This window comes from Streptomyces sp. NK15101, from assembly GCF_020400725.1.
In the GTDB taxonomy this organism is placed as follows: Bacteria; Actinomycetota; Actinomycetes; order Streptomycetales; family Streptomycetaceae; genus Streptomyces.
On sequence record NZ_JAINVG010000103.1, the window covers coordinates 1 to 23,352 of the forward strand.

21 protein-coding genes and 2 pseudogenes are annotated in these 23,352 nt (G+C 71.1%); 9 read left to right on the top strand and 14 right to left on the bottom strand.

Annotated elements, in window-relative coordinates; all coding sequences use genetic code 11:
- Positions 1 to 410 (bottom strand): annotated as a pseudogene (locus K7G60_RS33915) (hypothetical protein); the annotation flags it as partial.
- Between the two features lie 119 nt (positions 411 to 529).
- Here K7G60_RS33915 and K7G60_RS33920 point away from each other — a divergent pair.
- Entirely contained in the window at positions 530 to 742 is a 213-nt protein-coding gene (locus K7G60_RS33920) for a hypothetical protein (protein WP_225804800.1), read from the top strand.
- Between the two features lie 55 nt (positions 743 to 797).
- Here the strand turns inward: K7G60_RS33920 and K7G60_RS33925 are convergent, their stop codons facing one another.
- The 5 genes and pseudogenes from K7G60_RS33925 to K7G60_RS39580 all read right to left on the bottom strand — a co-directional run.
- The gene (locus tag K7G60_RS33925) at positions 798 to 956 is read right to left on the bottom strand and encodes a hypothetical protein (RefSeq protein ID WP_225804801.1); all 159 of its coding nucleotides are present in this window, start codon (positions 954 to 956) and stop codon (positions 798 to 800) included.
- A 200-nt stretch (positions 957 to 1,156) separates the two neighbouring features.
- Positions 1,157 to 1,339, bottom strand: a complete 183-nt coding sequence (locus tag K7G60_RS33930; RefSeq protein ID WP_225804802.1) for a hypothetical protein — start codon at positions 1,337 to 1,339, stop codon at positions 1,157 to 1,159.
- Between the two features lie 142 nt (positions 1,340 to 1,481).
- Positions 1,482 to 1,682 carry a hypothetical protein gene (locus K7G60_RS33935; protein ID WP_225804803.1) on the bottom strand — a complete coding sequence of 67 codons (201 nt, stop codon included), beginning with the start codon at positions 1,680 to 1,682 and terminating at the stop codon, positions 1,482 to 1,484.
- Between the two features lie 180 nt (positions 1,683 to 1,862).
- Positions 1,863 to 3,560: a serine/threonine-protein kinase gene (locus K7G60_RS33940; protein WP_225804804.1), complete on the bottom strand. Its 1,698-nt coding sequence runs from the start codon at positions 3,558 to 3,560 to the stop codon at positions 1,863 to 1,865.
- Positions 3,561 to 3,679: 119 nt separating this feature from the next.
- Positions 3,680 to 4,090 (bottom strand): annotated as a pseudogene (locus K7G60_RS39580) (IS5/IS1182 family transposase); the annotation flags it as partial.
- A gap of 224 nt (positions 4,091 to 4,314) precedes the next feature.
- On the opposite strand from K7G60_RS39580, the gene K7G60_RS33945 reads away from it, so the two are divergent.
- Positions 4,315 to 4,605: a hypothetical protein gene (locus tag K7G60_RS33945; RefSeq protein WP_225804805.1), complete on the top strand. Its 291-nt coding sequence runs from the start codon at positions 4,315 to 4,317 to the stop codon at positions 4,603 to 4,605.
- Positions 4,606 to 4,960: 355 nt separating this feature from the next.
- On the opposite strand, the gene K7G60_RS33950 is transcribed toward K7G60_RS33945, so the two are convergent.
- The 7 genes from K7G60_RS33950 to K7G60_RS33980 all read right to left on the bottom strand — a co-directional run bounded on the left by K7G60_RS33950 (position 4,961) and on the right by K7G60_RS33980 (position 13,282).
- Entirely contained in the window at positions 4,961 to 6,508 is a 1,548-nt protein-coding gene (locus K7G60_RS33950; RefSeq protein ID WP_225804806.1) for a long-chain fatty acid--CoA ligase, read from the bottom strand.
- A gap of 94 nt (positions 6,509 to 6,602) precedes the next feature.
- Positions 6,603 to 7,424: an NAD(P)-dependent oxidoreductase gene (locus K7G60_RS33955; protein WP_225804807.1), complete on the bottom strand. Its 822-nt coding sequence runs from the start codon at positions 7,422 to 7,424 to the stop codon at positions 6,603 to 6,605.
- Positions 7,421 to 8,653: an acyl-CoA dehydrogenase family protein gene (locus tag K7G60_RS33960; protein ID WP_225804808.1), complete on the bottom strand. Its 1,233-nt coding sequence runs from the start codon at positions 8,651 to 8,653 to the stop codon at positions 7,421 to 7,423. Before K7G60_RS33960 ends, K7G60_RS33955 begins: the two co-directional genes overlap by 4 nt.
- A 102-nt stretch (positions 8,654 to 8,755) precedes the next feature.
- Positions 8,756 to 10,123: an NAD(P)/FAD-dependent oxidoreductase gene (locus K7G60_RS33965; protein ID WP_225804809.1), complete on the bottom strand. Its 1,368-nt coding sequence runs from the start codon at positions 10,121 to 10,123 to the stop codon at positions 8,756 to 8,758.
- Positions 10,124 to 10,130: 7 nt separating this feature from the next.
- Complete coding sequence (locus K7G60_RS33970) at positions 10,131 to 10,511, bottom strand: hotdog domain-containing protein (RefSeq protein WP_225804810.1); 381 nt, start codon at positions 10,509 to 10,511, stop codon at positions 10,131 to 10,133.
- The gene (locus K7G60_RS33975) at positions 10,508 to 12,169 is read right to left on the bottom strand and encodes an NAD(P)/FAD-dependent oxidoreductase (RefSeq protein ID WP_225804811.1); all 1,662 of its coding nucleotides are present in this window, start codon (positions 12,167 to 12,169) and stop codon (positions 10,508 to 10,510) included. The genes K7G60_RS33970 and K7G60_RS33975 overlap by 4 nt, the downstream gene beginning before the upstream one ends.
- Positions 12,170 to 12,292: 123 nt before the next feature.
- Positions 12,293 to 13,282, bottom strand: a complete 990-nt coding sequence (locus tag K7G60_RS33980; protein WP_225804812.1) for an alpha/beta hydrolase — start codon at positions 13,280 to 13,282, stop codon at positions 12,293 to 12,295.
- Between the two features lie 260 nt (positions 13,283 to 13,542).
- Between K7G60_RS33980 and K7G60_RS33985 the strand changes: the two genes are divergently transcribed.
- The 6 genes from K7G60_RS33985 to K7G60_RS34010 are packed head-to-tail and all read left to right on the top strand — an operon-like array spanning position 13,543 to position 21,379.
- Positions 13,543 to 14,112 (top strand): hypothetical protein, encoded by a 570-nt coding sequence (locus K7G60_RS33985; RefSeq protein ID WP_225804813.1) that lies wholly within the window; start codon positions 13,543 to 13,545, stop codon positions 14,110 to 14,112.
- Positions 14,105 to 15,478 carry a glutamine synthetase family protein gene (locus tag K7G60_RS33990; protein WP_225804814.1) on the top strand — a complete coding sequence of 458 codons (1,374 nt, stop codon included), beginning with the start codon at positions 14,105 to 14,107 and terminating at the stop codon, positions 15,476 to 15,478. Before K7G60_RS33985 ends, K7G60_RS33990 begins: the two co-directional genes overlap by 8 nt.
- Positions 15,475 to 16,290, top strand: coding sequence for a gamma-glutamyl-gamma-aminobutyrate hydrolase family protein (locus tag K7G60_RS33995; protein ID WP_225804815.1), 816 nt, complete (start codon positions 15,475 to 15,477; stop codon positions 16,288 to 16,290). The genes K7G60_RS33990 and K7G60_RS33995 overlap by 4 nt, the downstream gene beginning before the upstream one ends.
- Complete coding sequence (locus K7G60_RS34000) at positions 16,287 to 18,731, top strand: AMP-binding protein (protein ID WP_225804816.1); 2,445 nt, start codon at positions 16,287 to 16,289, stop codon at positions 18,729 to 18,731. Before K7G60_RS33995 ends, K7G60_RS34000 begins: the two co-directional genes overlap by 4 nt.
- 58 nt (positions 18,732 to 18,789) lie before the next feature.
- Positions 18,790 to 19,887, top strand: a complete 1,098-nt coding sequence (locus K7G60_RS34005) for a Zn-dependent alcohol dehydrogenase (RefSeq protein ID WP_225804817.1) — start codon at positions 18,790 to 18,792, stop codon at positions 19,885 to 19,887.
- A 28-nt stretch (positions 19,888 to 19,915) separates the two neighbouring features.
- Complete coding sequence (locus K7G60_RS34010; RefSeq protein ID WP_225804818.1) at positions 19,916 to 21,379, top strand: aldehyde dehydrogenase; 1,464 nt, start codon at positions 19,916 to 19,918, stop codon at positions 21,377 to 21,379.
- Positions 21,380 to 21,540: 161 nt separating this feature from the next.
- Here K7G60_RS34010 and K7G60_RS34015 read toward each other — a convergent pair whose 3' ends face one another.
- Entirely contained in the window at positions 21,541 to 22,152 is a 612-nt protein-coding gene (locus K7G60_RS34015; RefSeq protein ID WP_225804819.1) for a TetR/AcrR family transcriptional regulator, read from the bottom strand.
- A 643-nt stretch (positions 22,153 to 22,795) separates the two neighbouring features.
- Between K7G60_RS34015 and K7G60_RS34020 the strand changes: the two genes are divergently transcribed.
- Positions 22,796 to 23,352: MFS transporter (locus K7G60_RS34020; RefSeq protein ID WP_225804820.1), on the top strand; the 557-nt coding region annotated here is incomplete at its 3' end.

Here is a 23,352-nt window from a genome sequence, read left to right on the forward strand (position 1 = left end):
GGACCGCACCGGACAGTCCGGGAGGAGGCGACGTACGTGGATCGCGCCGGAGGCCTCCCGGATTCCTGCCCTCTCTCCCAGCGATGCGGTTGGTGCTGCATCAGCCGGCCGAAGGTCCGCTCGATCACCCACCGCTTGGACAGCGGCTGGAAGCTCTCTCCTTTCGGTCGCTGCACCACCTCCCCATCGATCCCGAGGCCGGCGCCGTGCTGGACGACGCTGGTCTGGTGGCCGCCGTCGGCCCGTACCCTGCTCACGCTCGGATGGGCCGCCGCCAGATCGGTCGGAGCCTGCTTGCCGCCGGCGGAGTCGTGGGCGGAGGCGGCGGTGACGGCGTCGAGGCCGCGTTCCAGGTGCCGGGCGAATCGCTGGAGGCCGGGCAGGGCGGCGCGGTCGCCGCTTCGATCCATGCCGGCAGGGTAATGGCCGTGACGGCCACGGCCCGCCGGTGGTGCCGGAGCGGCGCCGGCGACGGCGGCGGGCGCGATGAGCCCCGTGCCCTGTCGCGGCCGGTTTCGTTGAGCACGGCATGACGATCTTCAACCGCCGCGTTCTCGCCTCCGCCGCTGTCGCCGCCACCGCCGTCCTCGCCTCGGCCGGGGCGGCGTCGGCCGACAGCGTCGGCAACAACCTCCCCGGGCTCGGACTCCTGTCGCAGAGCTCCGGAAACGGCGACCAGCAGGACGACGCCGCTGACACCCTGCCCACCCACAACGCCCTCAACAACGTCACCCTCCCCTGATCGAAGCCGTCCTCATGCCCCTTCCAGCCGTCATGGGCTGCGCGCATGCGGAGGGTCATGTGCACTTCCGGCATGTGTGGCGGTGGTTTCGGATGGAGAGGGGGAGGAGGGGGACGGCGGCGTCGGCGTGCGTGTCGAGGGACCAGCCGCAGGGGCAGACAGCTCGGTAGCGCCAGTGCCGGATGCCGCGGTAGCCGTAGATGTGGATCTTCAACGCGCTCCTTTCTTCAACCAGCCGTACGCGACGGCGAGGGTGACGGGGAACGCCCAGTCGGCGTCCCAGCGGGCGTACTGCCAACCCCACGGGCAGGTGGCCACGTATTGCCACCTGCCCTGGAACTCGACGTCGACGACGCGGACCGTACGAGTCCTCCCACGAGACGGATTCGACGCCGCACGCGACGAGGTCGCGCGTCATGTGCAGGGCACCGCGTTGCCCGCCGCGCGCAGCCGGTCCCGCTTCGACCCGCGCCACCGGCAGGTGCCCGGGAACGCCATCGAGGCGGCGTACTCCTCGGCCGGGAGCATGCGGAAGTCGCAGTCCCCGACGCACAGGGCGGGCTGGACCAGGCCGTGACGGTTTCCGGAGGCGCACACCGGGCGAGGGGTTCGGCGACGGGGCGGTGCTTGCTGCCGCAGCCGCGCAGCTCGGCGATGAACGGCGGCGGCACGACGGCACCGGTGGTCTCCCGGGTGGTCACCGTCCGGGCCGGCTGGTCCGCCAGGTAGGCGGCGTCGTTCAGGCGCCCCCGGCGGGGACGAGGAGACCGGTCTCGTTCCTGCCGGTACAGGTACGCATCGGCCGGTCCACGCCGAACGGCTGCTTCCCGTCCCCTCCCTCGACCGGCACCAGGGCAGTGCCGTACTTCTCCAGGCCGGACCGCATGCGCGCCGTCGTCTTCTCCGCGAGCGGCCGGCCGCGGTCGCCGGTCCGGCCCACCCGGCGAACGCGGCGTTCAGGAACACCTCGTAGGCGACGACCTGGCGGCCGACGGCCCTGGAGGCGCCGGTGACCAGGATCGTCTGCACATCGGTACGCCTGTCTGTCTGTCTGTGTCTGCGGCATGCTCCGACCCGTAGGAGCCTTTGCGGACAGCCACGATCCGCAAAGGCGGTGACCTCAGGACGCGGGCAGGGTCGACACGACCTTGCCGGAGGCGTCGGCGGCGAGATAGCCGCTGGCCCGGTAGTCGTTGCTGAGGTAGAAGCGCAGTGTCGGACGGTCGTCGTTGAAGGTCCAGCGCTCGACGACGACGTAGCGCATCGTGGGGTCGTCCACCTTGAGGTCGCGTTCGCCGCGCTTCATCAGTGCGGGCAGGCTGTCCCAGGGCATCGTGGACACGTCGAAGGGCTGCTCGTCGGCGTCGTCGGCGCTGATGGTGCCGCCGGGGCCGGTCTTCCTGGCCACGCCGGCCCGGTACTCGTACGCGTCGTAGGTCTTCGCGCCGGGCCGGGTCGGGATGTTCGCCAGGGCGTACTCCTCGTAGACCGTCAGATCCTTGATCGTCGTGGTGCCGCTCACCCGGCGGAACTCCGCGATGACGGCACGGACGTTGGCGGTGGTGAGGAGGCTGCCGCGGACCGCGGGCGTGGGGGTGGAGGCGGGCGGAACCGTGCCCGTGCCATGGCCGGGGGTGCGTACGGCGCCGGTCGGCGAGGCGCCGCCCTTCGCCCCGGAGGTTCCGCCGCTGCCGCCGCCGTCGTTGCCGTCGGGGAACAGGTTCACGACGCCGATCACCGCGGCGGCCGCCAGCGCGAGGCCGACGGCGACGCCTGCGGCGCGCTTGCGCGGGCTCGGGGGCGCGTGGGTGGGCAGCGTCGGCCGGCCGAAGCCCGCGCCCGGCGTGGCGGGCGGGCCGTAGGCGGGGTGCGGGTACGGCGCGGGCGCCGGCGCGTACGGGCCGGGTGCGGCAGGGACGGCGGCGGGCGCAGAAGGAACGGCGGGAACAGCGGCGGGAGCAGGAGCCGTGGCCGCGCCGCCCTCCGCCTCCGCCAAGAGCCGGTCCAGGAGCGCCCCGTCCGGCCGCTGCGCCGGATCGCGGACGAGGAGGCGGGTCAGTACGGGACCCAGCGCGCCGGACCGCACCGGCGCGGGGATCGGGTCGTCGAGCACCGCGACCACGGTCGCGAGGCCGGTGGCGCGGCGCAGCGGGTGGTGGCCCTCGGCCGCCACGTACAGGAGCATGCCGAGCGACCACAGGTCGGAGGCCGGGTTGCCCTCTTCGCCGCGGACCCGCTCGGGGGCGATGAACTCCGGCGAGCCGATCAGGTCGCCGGTGGAAGTGAGCCGGGAGGTGGCGCCGTCGAACGCGGCGATGCCGAAGTCGGTGAGCACGGCCCCGCCATCGTGGCGGAGCAGGACGTTGGCGGGTTTGACGTCGCGGTGCTGGATGCCGGCGGCGTGCGCGGCGCGCAGTGCGGAGAGGACCTGGCGGCCGAGGGCGAGCACCTCGGGGACGGGCATCGGGCCCGCGGCGAGCCGGTCGTACACGGAGCTGCCCTCGACGAGCTCCATCACGATCCACGGGTGCGAGCCGTCCTGCGGCTCGACGATGTGGTGGATCGTCACGACGTGCGGGTTCGACAGCCGGGCCAGGGCGCGGGCTTCGCGGACGGCGCGTTCGCGCAGCTGCGCGGCGAATCCGGGGTTCGCGTCCTCGACGGCGGGGTCGGGCGGGCGGACCTCCTTGAGGGCGACGTCGCGGTCGAGGGCGATGTCGCGGGCGCGCCAGACGGTACCCATGCCGCCGCTGCCGAGTCGGGAGATCAGTCGGAAGCGTCCGTCGACCAGGGGTCTTCGGTCGTCATTCGTGCTCATGAGCGGTCATCGTAGGCGGTTTCAGGTGCCAGGCCGGAGCGGGCCCGGCTTGTCACCCGGCGCGGGGTGCGGCAAGGCGGCTCCAAGACGGGCTCAGGGGAAGGTCGACGGTTCATCGAGGCGATCCGGTGTTGGATCCCCCGACCCTGAAGCCACCGGCGCAGCTGCTCGTAGTCGTACCCCTTGTCCGCACGCAGCTTGTCCGGTCGTCGCCGCCGCGGTCACAGACCAGATGGATCTTCGCCCCTTTCTTGCCGCGGTCGGTCGGTGGGATCGGTCCGGTCAGGGCCTCCCCTGGTGGCGCGAACGCTCACGGAGTCGATCGCGCGCCGGGACCGGTCGAGCTCTCCGTGACTGCCGGGCTCGTCGAGGATCACACGGTGGAGCCGTGCCCGGACACGGTCGCGACTCCACTGGACGAACCGCTGGTACACGGTCCGAACGGTGCCACCGATCCGCTGATGGTCATCAGCCGCGGTGTCCGGTCCGTCTTCGTGGCCTCCCCGGCCTGGAATCCTCGGCGCCGGTGGGCGTATCGAGGGTGACCAACTGGTCCCCGGAGGCACGTGACCTGTGGCAAGCTCATCTCGCTGGGCGAGAGGAACGACTGATGACCCATTACCCCTGCGGATCGTGCTCGTATCAGACCGACCGTATTGGCGAGGCTCAACAGCACTCGCAGCAGACGGGCCACGTCTGCATCGGCAAGGACGGTGCCGGGTCAGCCGGAGGTAGGTCCGGCAAAGTCAGGGTCATGGTCAAGGTCGGCGCCGGCGTTGTGGCCGCCACCACCATCGGGGCCCTCGCCTGGAAGAAGTACAAGGGGCTTCGGGAAGAGCACGAGGAGCTCCAGGCGAACCACGAGGAGCTCCAAGAAGAGCACGAGGAGCTCCAGGCGAACCACGAGGAGCTCCTGTCCATGGCGGCCGGGCTGGTCGTGCAGTTGGCGGAGGCGACGGCGGAGAACGAGAGCCTGAAGTCGGAGAACGACTACCTGAAGTCGGCCACCGGCGCCTCGAAGACGCTCAAGAGCTACGACTGCTGAGCAAGGGCGTACGGCGGGTAGTGCCACAGGACGCCGAGCTCAGGATTCCTGGACACCGCTCGGTTCGACGGCCGTACGCCGGATGTCCAAGGTGCTGCCGGCTGCCGGCACCGGCCCGGCTGAGCAGGGCGAGGAGGGCCGGCCGCCCGGTGACGTCGAGGCCCACCTCGCAGCCCCCGATCGGCCGGCCCTCCTCGCCCTGGAGCCGGAAGGAGGAACCCGGCCGGACGTCCTCCGCCAACGCCGCGCCTTCCGGCAGGACGTCCTTCACGAGCCCTCCGGCCGGCTGCGGCCACGGTTCCGCGTCCCGCACTCTCCGGAGGGCGGACCGGTGACCAGGGTGTGCGCGGCGGGCTCAGGCCAGTTCGCGTTTGAGGATCTTCCCGGTGGCCGTCATCGGCAGGCTCGGCACGAACTCGACGATGCGCGGGTACTTGTAGGACGCCATCTGCTTCCTGCTCCAGGCGACGAGCTCGTCGGGAGTGAGGGAGGCGCCGGGCCGGAGGATGACGAAGGCCTTGATCTCCTCGCCGTGGCTGTCGTGGGGCACGCCGATGACGGCTGCCAGGCTGACCTCCGGGTGCGTCATCAGGACCTCCTCGATCTCACGCGGGTACACGTTGAAGCCACCCCTGATGATGAGGTCCTTCGACCGGTCGACGATGTAGTAGAAGCCGTCCTCGTCGCGTCGTGCGAGGTCGCCGGTCCGGAACCATCCGTCGCGGACGACCTCGGCGGTGGCTTCCGCCCGGCCGTAGTAGCCCTTCATCACGTTGTGGCCCTTCACCGCGATCTCGCCGACCCGGTCACTGCCGGTCACCTCGGTCCAGTCGTCGTCGACGAGTTTCAGTTCGACGCCCCAGATCGGCACCCCGATCGATCCCGGGCGCGGGTCGAGATCGGGGTCGCTGAAGGTCGCCACGGGAGAGGTCTCCGACAGCCCGTATCCCTCCAGCACCGTGATCCCGAGGCGCTGTCTGATCCGTTGGGCGAGCTCCACCGGCAGCGGGGCCCCTCCGGAGATGCCGATCCGGAGGTTGCCCGCGATGCGCTCGACGTCGATGTCGTCGCCGAGCGCGTTCAGGAGCCCCCACCACATGGTGGGCACTCCGGCGAAGAACGTGATGCGCTCGCGGTCCATCAGCTCCACGACGTCGCGCGCGTCGAAGCGGGGGACGAGGTGGAGGGTGGCGGCCGTCGAGAAACCGGCGTGCATCTGCACCGTGGCGCCGAAGGTGTGGAAGAGCGGGAGGCAGAGCAGATGGCTGTCGGCAGCCGGTGTGCTGCGGAACAGGCGGTTGCACGCCAGCACGTTCATCATCGTGTTGGCGTGCGACAGCTCTGCGCCCTTCGCCTGTCCGGTGGTCCCCGAGGTGTAGAGGACGGCCGCCGTGTCGGTGGGCTCGGTCGGTACCGAGTCGAACGTCGTGCCCTGGCCGGCCATGGCACTGCCGAGCGTCTCGACGCCGTCGACGGGACCGGGCGCGGCCGGGTCACCGGTGATGACGAAGAAGTGCTCGACGGTGCCGGCCTGCCGGAAGCCGGCGAGGCCCTCGGCGCCCATCGGCAGCTCGGCGGTGCCCTCGAAGCAGAAGTAGGCCTTCACCTCGGCGTCGTCCAGGTGGTAGGCGATCTCGCGGCTCTTCAACAGCACGTTGAGCGGGACGACGGCCGCGCCGGTCTTGAGGACGCCGTAGTAGACGACGGGGAAGTGCGGCAGGTTCGGGCAACTGAGGGCCACCCTGTCACCGGGGCCGATCCCGCGCTCCACGAGCAGGTTCGCGACCTGGTTGGCCGCGGCGTTCAGCTGGCCGTACGTCAGGCAGGTGGAGCCCAGTACGACGGCTTCGCGATCGGGGTACTTGCGGGCGGAGTCCTCGAGCAGGATCGACAGGTTCAGCATGGAGATTCCTCATGAGCCGTGCGGCGGGTTCGTCCGCCCGCGGATGGATCGTGTGACGCGCGCTCCGCCCCGGCGCGGGCGTGCCGTCTCGTCGTCACCGTGGATCGACGAAGATGTCGTACTGGAGTTCGCCCGTGCCGCCGTACGGCGAGAGGTCCGTGACCCCGGCGTCGCGGAGCACCTCGACGTCGAGGAAAGCGTTGCCGGTGCACTCGCGTGCGGGCCGCTCGAGGATCGCGACGGCGGCGTCGGCCACGATCTCGGGTGAGCGCGACCTCTCGAGCGCGGCGTCGCCGCCGAGGATGTTCTTCACCGCGTCGGTGGCGATGTACGTCTCGGGCCACAGGCAGTTGGCCGCCACACCGTGGTCGGCGTACTCCGCCGCCCAGCCGAGTGTCAGGATCGTCATGCCGTACTTGGCCATCGTGTACGCGGGGTGGGCGCCGAGCCAGCTGGGAGACAGGTTGAGGGGTGGGCTGAGCGAGAGGATGTGCGGGTCGGTCCCCTTACGTAGATGGGGGAGGGCCTTGCTGGTCAGCAGGTACGTGCCGCGCAGTTGGATGCCGGTCATCAGGTCGAAGCGCTTCGGGGTCAGCGTCTCCGTGCCGTCGACGGCCAGCGCCGAGGCGTTGTTGACCACGATGTCGATGCCGCCGAACCGGTCCACGCCCCGTTCGACGGCCCGCTGCACCGCTGCCTCGTCGCGTACGTCCCCGACGACGGCGAGCGCACTGCCGCCCGCGGCCTCGATCTCCGCGGCGGCGGTGTGGATCGTGCCGGACAGCCGAGGGTCCGGAGTGTCGGTCTTGGCCAGCAGGATCACGTTGGCGCCGCGGCGGGCGGCGGCGACGGCGATCGCCAGGCCGATGCCCCTGCTGCCGCCGGACATGAGCAGGGTGCGGCCCGCGAGGCTCATCCGGTGATCTCCTTGCCGAAGACGGTGCGGGCGATGACCCACTTCAGGATCTCGTTGGTGCCCTCGTAGATCTCCCCGATCTTGCTGTCGCGGTAGATCGCCTCGACGGGCCCCGGTGTGCCGTCGGCGCCGAGCTCCCGGGCGAAGCCGAGACCGCCGAACGCCTGGACCGCGTCGCGCGCCATGTCGACCGCCAGCCGGCTTCCGTACTGCTTCGCCATCGCGGCTTCCGGCTCGGGGAACACCTCACCGGCGTCACGGCGCAGCGCCGCCTTGAGGTAGAGGTTGCGGGCGTTCTCGATCTCCGTGGCACGGTCGGCCAGGAGGAACTGCCAGTGCTGGTTGGCGGCCAGCTTCCGGCCGAACGCCTCCCGGGCCGACAGGTGTGCGACGGCGTGGTCGAAGGCGGCCTGGGCCATGCCGACACCGGCGGCGGCGATGCCGATGCGGCCGAGCGTGAGGGTGGCGAGCGCGTGACGCAGTCCCTGTCCCGGCTCGCCGCCGAGCAGCGAGTCGGCCGTCAGCTCGACGTCCTCGAACCACACGTCGGCGGTGAGCTGGCCGCGGTTGCCCATCTTCCGGTCGGGCTCGCCGACGCGCACCCCGGGCAGGGAGGTGTCGACGATGAACATCGACAGCCGGTCGCCGGTGCGGGCGAGGGTGACGATGAATCCCGCGACCGGTGAGTTGGAGATCCACCGCTTGCGGCCGTTGAGTATCCAGGTGTCGTCCCGCCGGACGGCGACGGTGCGCACCGCCTCGGGGCTCAGGTCGGACGACGCCTCGGGCTCGGTGGTGGCGAAGGCGCCCACGACGGTGCCTTCGGCCACCGGCCGCAGCCACTTCCGCTGCTGGGCGGCGGTGCCGTGGGTCAGCGCGTTGCCGGCGAGGATGCAATGGACGTCGAAGACCGCCGCGACGCTGCTCGAGTGGTAGGCCAGTTCCTCGATCGCGACGGCGGTCGCCGTGACGGGGTGCGTGAGCCCGTCCCCGCCGACCTCGGCGGCGAACGGCACCCGGAACAGGCCGGCGGAGGCGAGGCCGTCGAAGACGTCCTGCGGGAAGCCGTCGACGCGCTCGTCCCCGTTCGCGATCCGGCGTGCGGCGGGGGCGACGACGTCGGCGGCGATCTTCCGCACTCGGTCGCGCGTCTCCCGGGTCTGAGCCGGGGAGAGCAGGTCGTGGTAGAGCCGGTCCGCCTGACGGACGGGGTTCTGTGGGGCGGGCATGGTCGCCTTCCTCGTACGGGTCCGCCGTGAAGGACGGGGAGCGGAATGTCGGGGAGTGACCGCCGGCGCGGGCGGCCGAAGAACGCGGCGGGCGCCGGATCGTCAGCGCGCCGTGCGGGTCAGGCTCGCCAGGGCCTGCTGCGCGGCCCGCTCGCCCGAGGTGGCCGCGTCGGCGAGCGAGGGCATGTCGAGCTGGTAGTCGCCGGCCAGGTGGACCGGGCCGAAGGGCCGGCGCAGCGTGGGCAGCGAGGCGCGTCCGTCAGGCGCCCAGAACGGCACGACCCGGTGGTGACGCCGGACGATCCCCTCGTCGAGCTTCCCCTGGAGCTCCGGGTAGAGCGACAGGAGGTCCGTGGTGAACCGGTCGAGGATCTCCTCGTCGGTGAGCTCGAACAGGCGGTCGGCCGCCGCGCCGCCCGCGAAGCAGGCCAGCGCGCCGCCCGGCTTTCGTGGGCCGGGACCGCGCAGGGCCGCTGCGTGGTTGAACATCGCCTGGAACGACAGCTGCGGCGTCGACACGGCGATGTAGTCGTCCCACCGCTGCGGGCCGTCCTCACGGGTGAAGTAGCCCACCACCACGTACCGGCCGTAGTGGATGTCGTCGAACGCCGCCCGGTACCCGGGAGGGAGACCGGGCATGATCTTCGCGGCCACGTCTCCGGGAACGGCCACGACGGCACGGCGTGCGCGTATCCGCGCCGGTCCGCTCCCGTCCTCGTAGTCCACGACGACTTCGTCCTCGGTCCACCGCACCGACGTCACCGGCGAGTCGAGTCGCAGCCGGTCGCCGAGGTCGGCGGCCAGGATGTCGGTGAGGGTCTGGTTTCCTCCCGCCGGCAGGGAGAAGTTGGGGACCTTCGCCGGGTCCGTCAGGAGGATCCCCATCGAGATCACGAACTGGGTCGCCGCCGTCTCCTCCGGCTCGCATCCCATCCACTGCCCGGACCAGGACCGGACCATGTCCCGCGCGACGTCGGAGCGGATGCCGCGCAGCACGTACGACGCGGGGCGGGCGTCGAGTGCCGCCCGGACCCGCTTCGCCAGGGAGTTGTCGGGGTTCATCGCCAGGAACGGCACGGCCGCGACGATGCGGGCTCCGACGGTCGCCAGTCCGACCCGGTCCATGAGGCTCATCCGGGACCGGAACATCAGGCCGAACGGATTCGAGGTGTCGACCTGCTTTCCGTTGAGCGCGAGGGCCACCTTCTTGCCCGCCAGTGTCCCCATGGGGACCCGGTGGCGTTCGAGGGCTTCGATCAGGGTGCCGGTTCCCTCGGTGAACTGGGTTCCGAGGTTGATCCAGTAGTCGCCCCGACGAACCGACTCCACGCGCCCCCCGGCCCGGCCGGTGGCTTCGAGCACGACGACATCCCGGTCGGACAGGGTGGTCGCCGCCATCAGCCCCGCCATGCCGGCACCGATCACCACGATCTCGCACGCCTCTTCGCGTACGTCGCTGGATGTGTTCATAGCTTCCTCAACTCACGTTCTCGATTGCATCGGCAGGGACGACGCCCGTCCCTCGGGCGCGAGTGGCGACGACGGGCTCGGCCAGAACCTCCGCCCGGCCGGTCTCGTCCAGGGACCGGCAGACGACGCGCAGTTCGAAGTCGATCGTCCGGCTCCGTCTGCCTCTGGCCGCGAGGCGTGCCTCGACTTCGACGACGTCTCCGCCGCGGATCGGAGCGAGGAACTCGACCGAGGAGTACCCGGCGAACAGACCCTCGTGGCCGTCGACGGCAATCGCCAGGTGTGTCCCGGCGTCACCGAACAGCTTCAGGCTGAACGCGCCGTCGACGAGGTTGCCGGCGTAGTGGGCGTCGGAGTGGGCGACGTATCGCTGGTGGACGACCTTCACGCGATCTCCTCGTCGATGCGGCCGATCGTGGGCGCGACGGCCTGTCCGCCGATCCTGACGCCGGGGTAGCCGCGCTTGCCGATCTCGGCGCACATGCGGCGGTACTTGCCCACGCCGCCGACGTAGCCGAGGAAGGTCGTCGGCTTGCCGGTCACGTTCGAGCCGCGGTACCAGGAGTCGGTCGTCGCGTACAGGGTCTGGTTGACGGTGGCCTCGGTGATGTTCACCCAGTCGTCCTGGGCCTCGGTGGTGGGTTCGATGACGTCGCCGCCCTTCGCCTCGGCGTGGGCGATCAGATCGGCGATCCAGTCGACCGCCTGCTCGATCGTGACGACGACGTTGCTGGCGAGCGCGGGGCTCTGCGGGCCGCCGATCATGAAGAAGTTCGGGAAGCCGGCGGTCATGATGCCCAGATAGGTGCGGACGCCGTCCGCCCATGCCTGCTGCAGCGTGCCCGCCTCCGGCGTGGTGACGTCGAGGGCGAACAGCGGGCCGGTGAAGGCGTCGAATCCGATCGCCAGGACGATGGCGTCGACGGCGTAGGAGCCGGACTCGGTGACGACGCTGTCCGACGTCATGGTGGTGATCGGCTCGTCGCGCAGCGAGACGAGCGAGACGTTCGGACGGTTGAACGTCTCGTAGTAGCCGGTTCCGAAACAGCTGCGCTTCGCGCCCAGCGGGAACCGGGGCTCCAGGAGGGCGGCGGTCTTCGGGTCCTCGACGGTCTGGCGGATCTTCTCGCGCACGAACTCCGCGGCGGTCTCGTTGGCCTTCGGGTCGGTGAGGAGGTCGGAGAACTCCGCGCCGACACCGAGGAACCCGCTGCGCTCGTAGGCCCGCTCGTAACGCCGACGGCGTTCCTCGTCGGAGACGTCGAAGGCCCTGTCGGTCGCGGGGCGGTCCGGAATGCCGCCGGGGGAGTACCAGCACTCCTCGCGGATGGCGGGGTAGTTGCTCTTGATCTCGTCGACGACGTCCGCGGACAGGGGTGCGTTGCGCGCGGGGAGGACGTAGTTCGGGGTCCGCTGGAAGACCGTGAGGTGACCGGCCACCTCGGCGATCAGCGGGATGCACTGCACGCCCGACGATCCCGTGCCGATGACGGCGACCCGCTTGCCGGCGAGGTCGTCCAGCGAGATGTTCCAGCGGCTCGTCGACACCGTCAGCCCGGTGAAGTTCTCCAGTCCGGGCACGTCGAAGTTCTTCGGCGTCGACAGACCGCCGGAGGCGGCGAGGAGGTAGCGGCCCCGGCGGGTCTCGCCGGAGTCGAGGGTCACCTCCCAGAGGTGCTCATCGGGGAGCCAACGGGCTCCCTTCACACGGGTGTTGAACCGGAAGTGCCGACGGAGGCCGAAACGGTCGGCGACGTGGTTGAGGTAGCTCAGGATTTCCGCCTGCGGGGCGAAGCGCTCGCTCCAGGTCCACTCCTGCTGCAGCTCTTCGCTGAACGAGTACGAGTAGTAGATGCTCTCGACGTCGCACCGGGCGCCCGGGTAGGTGTTCCAGTGCCAGGTGCCCCCCACGTCGGGCGCGGTCTCGAATCCGGCGAACGTCCAGCCCCGCTCGGCTGCCTTGTACGCGGCGTAGAGGCCGGAGAACCCGGCGCCGACGCACAGGACGTCGACGTCGGGGGTGGTGGACGAAGTGGGGTCAGTCATGGTCCGTGCCTTCTCGTGATCTGGAGCCGGGCGCCGACGTGCCACCGCTCTTGGTCATTCGTCTTAGTCGAATGACCAAGAAGGTAACCGCGGGTCGGTGCCCCGTCAATGCCCCGCCGGCCGTCAGGACGCCGAGGTCGTCGCCGCTCGGGCCGCGGCGACGCCGCGCAGATGCCGGACCACGTCATCGATCGCCGCGTCGGTCTTGGCGAAGACGCCGACCTCGGTGAAGAAGCCGTGGAAGACGCCTGAATGACGGATGCGCGTGACGCGTACGCCGTCGCCCTCCAGGCGTTCGGCGTACGCTTCGGCGTCGTCGCGCAGCGGGTCGACCTCGGCGGTCAGGACCAGGGCCGGCGGCAGTCCCCGCAAGGACGCCGCTCTCATCGGGGCCGCGTACGGGTCGACGGCCTCCGGGTCCGTGCCGACGTACTGCTCCCAGAGCCAACGCGCGTCGGCGGAAGTCAGCAGGGGCGCGTCGGCGAACTCCCTCCAGGACGCCCTGGCGAACGCGTCGTCGACCGCGGGATAGACCAGAACCTGGGAGGCGGGCAGCGCGAGCCCGAGGTCCCGGAGCCGGAGGCAGAGCGCGGCGGCGAGGTTGCCGCCCGCGGAGTCGCCGCCGACGGCGATCGTGTCGGGGTCGATGCCGTGCTCGAGGGCCGAGCCGCGCAACCAGGCCAGCGCGTCGAAGGAGTCCTCGAGGGCCGCCGGATAGGGGTGCTCCGGGGCGAGCCGGTACTCCAGGGACAGCACCGCCCATCCGGATCGTGCGGCCATGGCGCGGCAGACCTCGTCGACTCCGTCGAGGGTCCCGAGGACGAACCCGCCGCCGTGGAGATACATCAGCGCCGGCCGCGGGCCCGCGGCCGGCGGGCCGGGCGGGTGGTAGGCGCGAGCGCGAAGGGGGCCCGACCTGGTGGGCACGGTCAGCTCGTCGACGCGGTCGAGGGGGGTCAGGGGGCGGTCGGGCGGTGCGGTCGCGAAGAGCCGGCGCGCCGCCTCGGCTCCGAGTTCACGGACGGGCGTCGGCATCGCCTCGGCCAGGGTCATGGCTACGAGCAGCGCGTCCGCGTCGAGGCGTTCCCCGTGCGGCGGGAGTGGCTTGGGCATGTGATCGGCCTTCCGAACGGCGGATGAAGAGGGTGTTGACACTGTGTGACCCCGACCCCATCATGGTCAAGCGATCGAGTCATATGACCATGTAGATCGCGATCCCTTCGAGAAGGCGGGCGGCGCCCCGTGTCGCGTGTGATCTCGTAAGTCGAAAGGACCGAAGGATGACCGGAACCATGACGGCCCCCACGGCGACCTCTGCGGGTGCCGCAGAGGTCGCCGTCAGGATCGAAGACGATGCGAGTCCCCTGGTTCGATTGATCGGCCGTACGCTGCGTGACTCCGCCCGGGCCGGGCATGCGCTCGAGACCCTGCGGAGGACGACCGGCACCGCGGCGATCCGCTCCCACGACACGCCGCAGACCGCGACGATCAGCTTCGGCGAGAGCGGCGTCGACGTGGCCGGCGGCATCCCGGCCGAGCCGGACACGACCCTCACCGTCGACCTGAACGCGCGATTCGCGCCGGTCGAGGACTTCTCCGGCGACGCCGACCTGGCCGGAGGCGTCGTGCGGGCGCTGACGCCGCCCCTGCCGGACTGGCGCGAGGCCGCCCAGCGCTTCTGGGAAGCGACGCGGTCACTGCCGGGCATCCCCGACGTGCTGATCGCGGTCACCGAAGGGCCCGAGGGCCTGGAGCAGGCCGTGCTCGGCGACGGCCTCACGCAGTACCTGATCGCCGGAGCGCCCGAGACGCTCGCCGGCGTGTTCTCCGGTGCGGACGATCTCGTCGCGGTCCTGTCCTCGGGCGCGCTGGGGATTCAGGGCACCCTCTCCCAACTGTCGGTCATGACCGGCGCCTCCTGGAAGGTTCGTTACGATGTCTGAGCTCACGCAGCCCGTCACGGGCACCGACCGTCCGGACCCGCGAGTGCGAGCCGTCCGGCTCGAGGCGACGAACCACGAGGGCTGCTTCCTCGGCAAGAACGTCGCACCGGAGAAGTTCGACTCGGGCAGCGACAGCGGCTTCGCCTTCGCCGACCTGCTGTTCGGCCTCGACCTCGGCAACGTCCCCGTCTTCGGTGCCGCCTACCCGGAATGGCGTGGCCACCTCGACGACGTGTACCTCCGGCCGGACCCGTCGACGCGGGTGGAGTGGCAGCCGGGTCTGGACGCGGTCATCGGCGACTACTGGCTGAAGGACGGGCGACCGGTGCCCCTCTGTCCGCGCAACCTCGTGCGGAAGACGGTCGATCGACTGGCGTCGAACGGCTTCTCCGCAAAGGTCGCGGTCGAGATCGAGGCCACGGTGTTCGAGGAGTCGATCCACGAGGCACGCTCCCGTGGATACCGCGACCTCACGCCGCTCGGCGGAACCGCGGGAACGGCGTACCACCTCGCGAAGTCGAAGGACTGGGTCGAGTACATGAACGCGGTCGCCGACCGTCTCGACGAGGTCGGCATCGCGTGGGAGGCCTGGAGCGACGAGGACGCCGCCGGTCAGATCGAGCTCAACCTGGCGCCCGGAGACCCGATCGCCGTCTGCGACGCATGGGCGCGGACCCGCCAGATCATGCGCGAGGTCGCGTTCGAGCGCGGCCGCACCGTGACCTTCATGGCCAAGCCCACCGCCGGCTACGGCCAGGCGTCGCACATCAACCTCTCCCTCCAGCGCGACGGCATGAACGCCTTCTACGCCGAGGACGGACCCTCGAAGACGATGCTCCACGCCATCGGCGGCCTGCTCGCCACGATGGAGGGCAACACCTCCCTCGCGCTGCCGCAGATCACGTCCTACCGACGCCTGGTGGACCTCAGCGGACCGCCGGTCACCATCAGCTGGGGAATCAGCAACAAGACCACGGCCGTGCGGGCCGTCTGCGGGCACCCGAAGTACTCCCGCCTCGAGTACCGGCTTCCGGGCGCGGACGCGAACCTCTACCTCGCGCTCGCCGGCGTGCTGGCCGGGGTCGTCGCCGGTGTCGAGCGCAAGATCACCCCGCCGGAACAGGTCACCGACATGGCGTGGTGCCTGCCGCCGGGCCTGGGCGTCGAGCGGATCCCGGACACCATCACGAAGGCGGCCGCGGCCCTGGACGCGGACCCGGTGCTGCGAGAGATCCTCGGCGACGAGTTCGTCGACTACTGGATCGCCTCGCGCAAGTGGGAGTGGATGCAGTTCCACACCGCGGGCGGCGATCCATTCGCCGAGCTCTCGGAGTGGGAGTCGACCCGCTACTTCGAACTGCCGTGAGCGCGCTGCACGACGGGGCGGCCGCGGCGCGGCCGCTCATCGGCGTCACCGGACGGCGCTACCGGCTGGACCTCGTCAAGGGGGCGGACAGCCGGTACGGCGACCGGTGCATGGACAGCTACATGTCGGACTTCGCCGGCCGGATCGCACGGGCCGGCGGGCTCCCGGTGAACCTGACGTACGACACCGACGCGGCGGCGGTCTGCCACTGGCTGGCCGGCGTGGTGATCAGCGGCGGCCAGGACGTTCACCCGGCCCGCTGGGGCGGCGACGCGGCGGTGGTCCGCGACGTCGATCCACGGACCGACCCGATGGTGCACGACGTCGCGCGGGACGAGTACGAGGTCTCCCTCGTCCGCGCGGCGATCGAGCGGGGGATACCCGTGCTGGGGGTGTGCCGGGGCATGCAGGTGCTCAACGTCGCACTCGGCGGAACCCTCGTCGCCGACCTTCCGTCAAGCGCCGTGCGACACCTGTCGCCGGAGGCCGCACCGACCGACGGCACCGCCGACCACGTCGTGTCCTTCGAACCCGACACGATCGCGGCAGGACTGTTCGGGGAACGAGCAGTGACCAATTCCTGGCACCACCAGGCCGTCGACCGATGCGGTGCCGGCCTGGTCGTGACCGGCCGGGCGACCGACGGCGTCGTCGAGGCCGTGGAACTCCCGGGCGCCCCGGTCCTGGGAGTCCAGTGGCACCCGGAGTGGATGGAGAGCTCCGATCCGACGATGACGTGGATCGTCGAGGAGTCGGCCGGACGGCTTCGGGACCACAGGTACGCCGACCATGAGCAGAGGAGCTACTCGTGACCGCGAACGTGGCGGCCGAACGCGGGACGCACGCCCAGGCGCGGCGTCAGCCTGCGGTGAGGCCCGATCAGACGGGGGAGCACCCCTCCACCCCCACCCTGACCGCACTGCTGTCGCAGCGCGCACGACTCTCACCCGACGCCGAGTTCCTGCGCTTCGGCGAACGGTCGTGGACCTTCGCCCAGATCGACGACTGGACCTCCAGGCTGGCGCACCGGCTGATCGAGCTCGACGGCGTCCAGCCGGGCGACCGGGTCGCCATCATGCTCCCGAACGTCGTGCACTGGCCGGTCGCGTGGCTCGCCGCGCTCAAGGCCGGCGCGGTGGCGGTCCCCGTCAACTCCTCGTACCGGCGAGCCGATCTCACCTTCGTCCTCCGGGACTCGGGAGCGCGCGTGGTGTTCACCGACGCCGAGCGCGCCGGCCTGTTCGCCGAGGTGCTGGCGGCCGAACCCGATCTGGCCGGTGTCCGCGTCCTCGACGTCTTCGACGCCGGGGCGGAGCACTTTCCGGTGACGGCTCCCGCCGTGTCGATCGACGCCGGCACCCTGGCGAACCTGCAGTACACCTCGGGCACGACGGGGTTCCCGAAGGCGTGCATGCTCACCCACGACTACTGGGTCCGGCTGGGCTGGATCTGCGCCGCGGCGACCGGGCTCGGTACCGACGACGTGCTCCTGACGGCTCAGCCCTTCTCCTACATGGACCCGCAGTGGAACACGGCGCTGGCCCTGACCGTCGGAGCCCCGTTGGTGGTGCTGCCCCGGTTCTCCGCGTCGAACTTCTTCGCCGACGTCCGCCGGCACCGCGCCACCTTCTTCTACGTCCTCGGATCGATGCCGACCCTGCTGTTCAAGCAGCCGCCGTCTCCCGACGACCGCGACAACGACGTCCGTCTCGTGCTCTGCTCGGGCATCCCCGCCGGACTCCACGCCCCACTGGAGGAGCGATGGGGCGCCCCGTGGCGGGAGATCTACGGGATGACCGAGTCCGGGGTCGACCTCTTCAGCCCCTTCGACGACGCCGACGCCGTGGGAAGCGGAACCCTCGGCCGCGCGGTCCCGACGAAACAGGTCCGGATCGTCGACCCTGACGGGACCGAGGTGCCCGACGGCGAGCCCGGCGAGTTGATCCTCTCCGGCAAGCCGATGATGAACGGCTATTGGAACCGCCCCGAGGACACCGCCAGGGTGTTGCGCAAGGGGGGTCCCCCCGGCAATGAGGGCGTAGCCGCCGGGGGAGGCTGGCTCCACACCGGAGACCTCGTGGTCCGCGGCCCGGACGGCGGCATCCGGCTCGTCGGAAGGATCAAGGACATGGTGCGCCGCGGCGGCGAGAACGTCGCGAGCGTCGAGGTCGAGGCCGCCCTCGAGCGGGACGACGAGGTCGTCGCGGCCGCGGTCGTCGCCGAGCCCGACGAAACCCTCGGCGAGGAGGTCAAGGCCTTCGTGCAGCTCGCGGAAGGCGTGCCGGCCGGTCGTGCCACCGCCGAGCGGATCGTCACCCGGGCCGCCGGGGAACTGGCGCGCTTCAAGGTTCCGCGCTACGTCGAGTTCGTCGCCGACTTCCCCCGGACGCCGTCCGAACGCATCTCCAAGCCCGCCCTCAAGGCCCGGGCCGTGGACCGGCCCGGCGTCACCCACGACCTCGGTGCCCGGCGGAACAAGTCCGCCCCTCGTGCCACGGCCGGAGAGTTCCTCGACGTCGACGTCGTTCGGAACGTCGCGGTACTGACCCTGCGGCGCCCCGAGAAGCTGAACGCCATCGACGTCGCCACCCGACTGCGGCTCGCGAACGTCATCCGGGAGTTCGGCACCGGTGAGAGCGTGCGCGGCATCGTGCTCACCGGGGAGGGCCGGGCCTTCTCGGCGGGTGAGGACCTCCAGAGCGCGCCGACCACGGACGCCGAGGTCCGCGAGGCCTTCGAGAGCTTCCACGACATCACCCGGGCGATCCTGCACACACGGGTTCCCGTCATCGCCGCGGTCAACGGACTGGCGGTGGGCGGCGCCTCGGAGATCACGCTGTGCTGCGACGCGCGCATCGGAACGCCGGCGACGGAGTACTACCAGCCGGAGAACGGCCGGGGCCTCACGATCTCGAACGCGTCCAGCGTGCTCCTCGGCCGTCTGATCCGGAACCACGCGATGCGCATGGTCCTCGGATCCCCGCGCATCGGAGCCGACGAGGCCCTGCGGATGGGGCTCCTGGACGAGGTCGTCGAGCCGGACCACCTGGTGGGCCGGGCCGTCGACACCGTCATCGAATGGACCCCCGGGGGCGGCACGACGGCCCTCCACCTCGCCCTCCTGCGGCCGCAGCCCGACGAGATCGAGCGGGCCTTCGCCCGGGAGGACGACGCCGCGAGGAAGGCCTGGGACAGCGGGGTGCTCAGCGCCGGGATCCAGGGCTTCTGGAACGCCAGGAACACCCGCCCGTAGGGCCCGGCAGCGGGCGACCCCTCAGCTTCATCAGACGAACGACAGAGGAGACGTCGAGATGATCGACACCCAGGCCGCGGTGCTCACCGCGGTCAACGAGCCGCTCGAGCTGACCACGATCAGGGTGGACGACCCGGAACCGCACGAGGTGCGGGTCTCGGTCACGCACGTCGGGCTGTGCCACAGCGACCTCCACTACATGACCGGAACGGTGCCGGTCGACCTCCCGGTGGTGGTCGGGCACGAGGTGGCGGGCGTGGTCGAAGCGGTCGGCTCGGAGGTGACCGGGTTGCGCCCCGGCGACCGCGTGGTCGGCGCGCTGACCCCCTCCTGCGGCCGATGCGCCAACTGCGAGGCCGGCCGGTCGACCCAGTGCGGGCGCGTCGAGGAGGTGCGCCGCCGCCCGAGGCCCGCGTTCCGGACCACGAGCGGCCGGCCGATCGAACGGCTCGGCGACGTCGGCGCCTTCTCCCGGCACATCCTCATGCGCGAGAACGCGCTCGTCAGGCTCCCCGACGACGTACCCCTGCACGTCGGGTGCCTTCTGGCCTGCTGCGTCATCACCGGCGTCGGCGCCGTCTTCCGCGGCGCCCGGGTCCGCCCGGGCAGCACGGTCGCGGTCATCGGCTGCGGCGGCGTCGGCTCGGCCATCATCCAGGGGGCCAGGCTCGCCGGAGCGTCCGCCGTCGTCGCGATCGACCTGGACGACGCACGGCTGAAGGCCGCACGGGGCTACGGCGCCACCCACGTCGTCAACGGCGGAACGGCGGACGTGGTCGCGGAGATCCACGCCCAGCTGGGCGACGGGGTCGACTACTCCTTCGAGGCGGTCGGATCGGCCCGCACCGCGGCGACGGCCATGGCTGTCCTGCGCCCGACCGGCACCGCGTGCCTGGTGGGAATCGCCCCGGCCGGCACCGAGCTCAGCGTGCCCGCGTCCGACTTCTTCTTCGGCGAGAAGCGCCTCATCGGGTCCTACATGGGCTCGGGCCAGGCGCGCCAGGACATCGTCCAGCTCGCGCGGCTGTACCAGCAGGGGCGGCTGCTGCTCGACGAGATGGTCACCCGGGTCATCCCGTTCAACGAGATCAACGAGGGCTTCGAGGCGATGCGGTCGGGGGACGTGACCCGCATCGTCGTCGACCTTCAGTCCTGATCCACCAGCGATTGCAGAGGCGACTCACATGTCGAACGCCGAGATGACGATTCCCCAGCCGGTGAACTACATCGCCGACAGCTGGAGCGAGTGCGCCACGGTCCGGGGCGCGTGGAACATCGATCCGAACACCCGCGAGCCCCTGCACCGGATGGTCACGACCGTCCCCGGGGACCTCGAGCGGGCGTTGCGGCACGCCGAGCGGGTGTACGAGGTCGGCCGGTGGGACGAGGACGCACGCCGCGAGCGTGCGGCCGTCCTCGAACGCGTCGCCGCGATCATCGAGGCCCGGACCGAGGACATCGCCCGGACGGACTCGCTGACCAGCGGGACGCCGATCAGCGTCACGAGGAAGGTGGCGGCCTTCCTGCCCGCCAGGATCCGGTCCACGGCGGCCGACCTGGTCGCCATCCCCCGGGTCAAGGCCCTGGCGGCGGGCGGCCGGGACGTCCGTCTGTACAAGGTCCCCTGGGGGCCGGCGGCGATCCTGACTCCGTGGAACGGGCCGAGCTTCATCCCGGCGGCGAAGGTCGTGAGCGCCGTGGCGGCGGGCTGTCCGGTGGTCCTGAAGCCGTCGGAGCACGCTCCCGGCAGCGCCCAGATCATCGTCGAGTGCTTCGTCGAGGCGGGGCTGCCCAGCGGTGCCCTGCAACTGGTGCACGGTGGCGGAGACGTCGGTGCCGCGCTGACGGGCGACCCGCGCATCAAGATCGTCTCCTTCACCGGGGGGCCCGGTGCCGGCCGCGCCATCGCGCGGTCCGCTGCCGAGGACTTCAAGGTCCTCCAGCTCGAACTCGGCGGCAACAACCCCGCGCTCGTCCTGGAGGACGCCGACGTCGACGTCGCGGCCGACGGCATCTTCGAGGGCATGACGAAGCTGAACGGCCAGTGGTGCGAAGGGCCGGGCAAGGTCCTCGTCCACCGGAGCCTCGCCGGGGCACTGCTGGAAGCCCTGACCGAGCGCATCGCGAAGGTCGCCGTCGGTCACTCGCTGGACGACGACGTGGAGATCGGCCCGATCTCCAACGTGCCGCACTTCGAGACGCTGCGGAGGCGGGTCGAAGGGCTGCGGGACCTCGGCGCGGCCATCCATCAGCCGGCCCGCCTCCCCGCTCTCGACGGCCTGTTCCTCTCGCCGACCGTCGCGGCGGGAGCGGATCCGGCGAAGGCCACCGCCGAGCTGTTCGGCCCCGTCGTCTCCCTGTACGCCGTCGACTCCGACGAGCAGGCCCTGCGCGTCGCCAACGCGCATCCCTCGGGCCTCGACGCCTATGTGTTCGGGGCCGACACCGACCGTGCGATCGAGATCGGCTCCCGCCTCCTGTCGGGCGAGGTGCGCGTCAACGGCGCCAAGCTCGCCGACCTCGGTGACGACTCGGCCCAGAGCTTCTGGGGTCCGTCCGGCATCGGCGGCCACGGGCCGGCCGAGTCGGTGCGCGTCTTCTGCGGCGACAGGGTGGTCGGTGTCGACGGGCCCGACCTCCCGCTGTGAGACCGCGGAACCCCACTGTCGAGGAAGGTCTCGCCCGTGGCCGTCCCGATCGTCCGCACCACGGCCTCCTGTCGCCGCAGGAGGCCGTGACGTCCGCGAACGGGTCCTCAGGGCCGGCGGAGCCGGCTCGTGCGTCCCGCTCCGTGGTGAACGGTTCGCGGTCAGCCCAGTGCCGCCGGCACGGATGCGAGCCGAACCGCCAGCCAGCTGTCGAGTACCGCCGCGGTGACCTCCATCTGCTTCACCGCGGCGGACCGGTCCCCGTACGTCAACCAGTTCAGGGCGAAGCCATCGGCCAAGGTGGCGAGGACGTAGGCGATCTCATCGATGGTCTCCGCTTCGAGCGGGCGGCTCGAGGCCGTGCTCTGAAGCACGGTGCGCGCGGCCTCGAAGGCCTCGTCGTACACCCTGATGCCGAGGTCTTCGTGCTGCCGCCGTGCCCAGCTGATGAGTTCCAGCGCGGTCGCCGCGAAGTCGTCTGATTCGAGGTAGCACTCCATGAGCCCGCGCAGGAGCCGGCGGGCCGTCGTGGCCGGGTCGGCATGAGGGTCGTTCTCCCTGACCACCTCGCGGAACCTGCGGGCCACGAAAGCGTAGACGTCCGCGAACAGGTCTTCCTTGGTGTGGTAGCAGTAGTGCAGCGTCGCCAGGGGCGCCTGGGCCTGCTCGGCGATCCGCCGGGTCGTGGCGCCGTCGATGCCGTGGGTCGCGATGACCTTCACCGCTGCTTTGACGAAGTCGCTGCGCCGTTCTGCGGCGGGAATTCGTGGCACGACTTCCTCCCGTGTAGAGGGCGTCCCCCGCTAGTTGGACGCCTGACTAAGTCAACCCGCAGCCTAACAGTCGGGTCCGAGGCCGAGGGTTGTTATTACGACCTGGACACTACTTGGTCGTAGGTCTTGATCGGATGACCAAGTAGATTCTAGCGTATGAGGCGGATCACAAGATCCACCTCGGTGGTACCCCGAGCCGGGGCGTCAGGCCGGTGAACCCGGCCGGGCCGACAGCGCCTCCGAACGTCTCCACCTCACCCCGGTCGCCGCGACGAATCCGGCTGCGCGCTCGGCGATCTCCCCGTCGGCCGGCCGGCCCCCTTGCGGGGCGAGTCGCCGGGGCGGCGGAAGCGGTCCCTCCCGGCAGCACGGCCGCCTGGGTCCGAGCCGCTTCCCCGCCGTCCCGGCGAGGGTGCCGGCGTCACGGGCCTCGGGTCCCTGACCCGGGTCTCGAGCCGATCGGCGTCCGCGGCGGATCGCGTCGGCTCCGGCAACCCGTCACCAGCACCACGTCTCCCTTCCTGAACAGCCTTCCTGTCCCTTCCTGAACGGATCGAGCGAGCGCTCCGGCATCGGCCCCTCGACCGCACCTCCATCGGCGCCGGGCTCCTGGCACACGGCTGACCACGCATCGGAGAGAACTGTGACAGAAACCGACAAGACGGCCGGGGCGGCCCGAGACGTCAACGCCCGCCCGGCAGCGAAAAGGGCCGTACTCATCGCCATCGGCGCCCTGCTGGTCACCTTGACCAACGCGGTCGTCTTCGTCCTGCCTCCGCTCCTGCCGGTCATCCAGGAGCAGTACGGCCTCGCCACGGTGGCCGAGACGACGTGGCTCTACACGGCGCTGACCCTCGGCGGGGGAGCGGGCTTCATCCTGCTGCCGCGGCTCGCCGACGTGTACGGCGACCGCAAGGCCTCGGTGGTGGCGTCCGCGCTGCTCACGCTCGGCGCGCTCGTCCCCGCCGTGGGCGACTCCTACCCGACGCTGCTGGCCGGGTGCGCGTTCATGGGATTCGGCGGCGCGGCCCAGCTCCTTCCGCTCGGATTCCTGCGACGCAACCTGGGGGAGCGCGGCATCACGATCGGGGTCGCGGTCCTGGTCGTCGCCACCGGCCTGGGCATCGTCGTGGGCATGATCGGCGGCGGTCTGATCGTCGAGAACCTGTCGCTGCAGCGTTTCTTCGTCGTCCTGACGGC

Bases quoted from the DNA above. Each gene is read 5' to 3' on its own strand.
- K7G60_RS33975 (WP_225804811.1), bottom strand. From the start codon at position 12,169: ATGACTGACCCCACTTCGTCCACCACCCCCGACGTCGACGTCCTGTGC.
- K7G60_RS33960 (WP_225804808.1), bottom strand. From the start codon at position 8,653: ATGCCCGCCCCACAGAACCCCGTCCGTCAGGCGGACCGGCTCTACCAC.
- K7G60_RS34005 (WP_225804817.1), top strand. From the start codon at position 18,790: ATGATCGACACCCAGGCCGCGGTGCTCACCGCGGTCAACGAGCCGCTC.
- K7G60_RS34010 (WP_225804818.1), top strand. From the start codon at position 19,916: ATGTCGAACGCCGAGATGACGATTCCCCAGCCGGTGAACTACATCGCC.
- K7G60_RS33955 (WP_225804807.1), bottom strand. From the start codon at position 7,424: ATGAGCCTCGCGGGCCGCACCCTGCTCATGTCCGGCGGCAGCAGGGGC.
- K7G60_RS33920 (WP_225804800.1), top strand. From the start codon at position 530: ATGACGATCTTCAACCGCCGCGTTCTCGCCTCCGCCGCTGTCGCCGCC.
- K7G60_RS33950 (WP_225804806.1), bottom strand. From the start codon at position 6,508: ATGCTGAACCTGTCGATCCTGCTCGAGGACTCCGCCCGCAAGTACCCC.
- K7G60_RS33990 (WP_225804814.1), top strand. From the start codon at position 14,105: ATGTCTGAGCTCACGCAGCCCGTCACGGGCACCGACCGTCCGGACCCG.
- K7G60_RS33945 (WP_225804805.1), top strand. From the start codon at position 4,315: ATGGTCAAGGTCGGCGCCGGCGTTGTGGCCGCCACCACCATCGGGGCC.
- K7G60_RS33980 (WP_225804812.1), bottom strand. From the start codon at position 13,282: ATGCCCAAGCCACTCCCGCCGCACGGGGAACGCCTCGACGCGGACGCG.
- K7G60_RS33965 (WP_225804809.1), bottom strand. From the start codon at position 10,123: ATGAACACATCCAGCGACGTACGCGAAGAGGCGTGCGAGATCGTGGTG.
- K7G60_RS33940 (WP_225804804.1), bottom strand. From the start codon at position 3,560: ATGAGCACGAATGACGACCGAAGACCCCTGGTCGACGGACGCTTCCGA.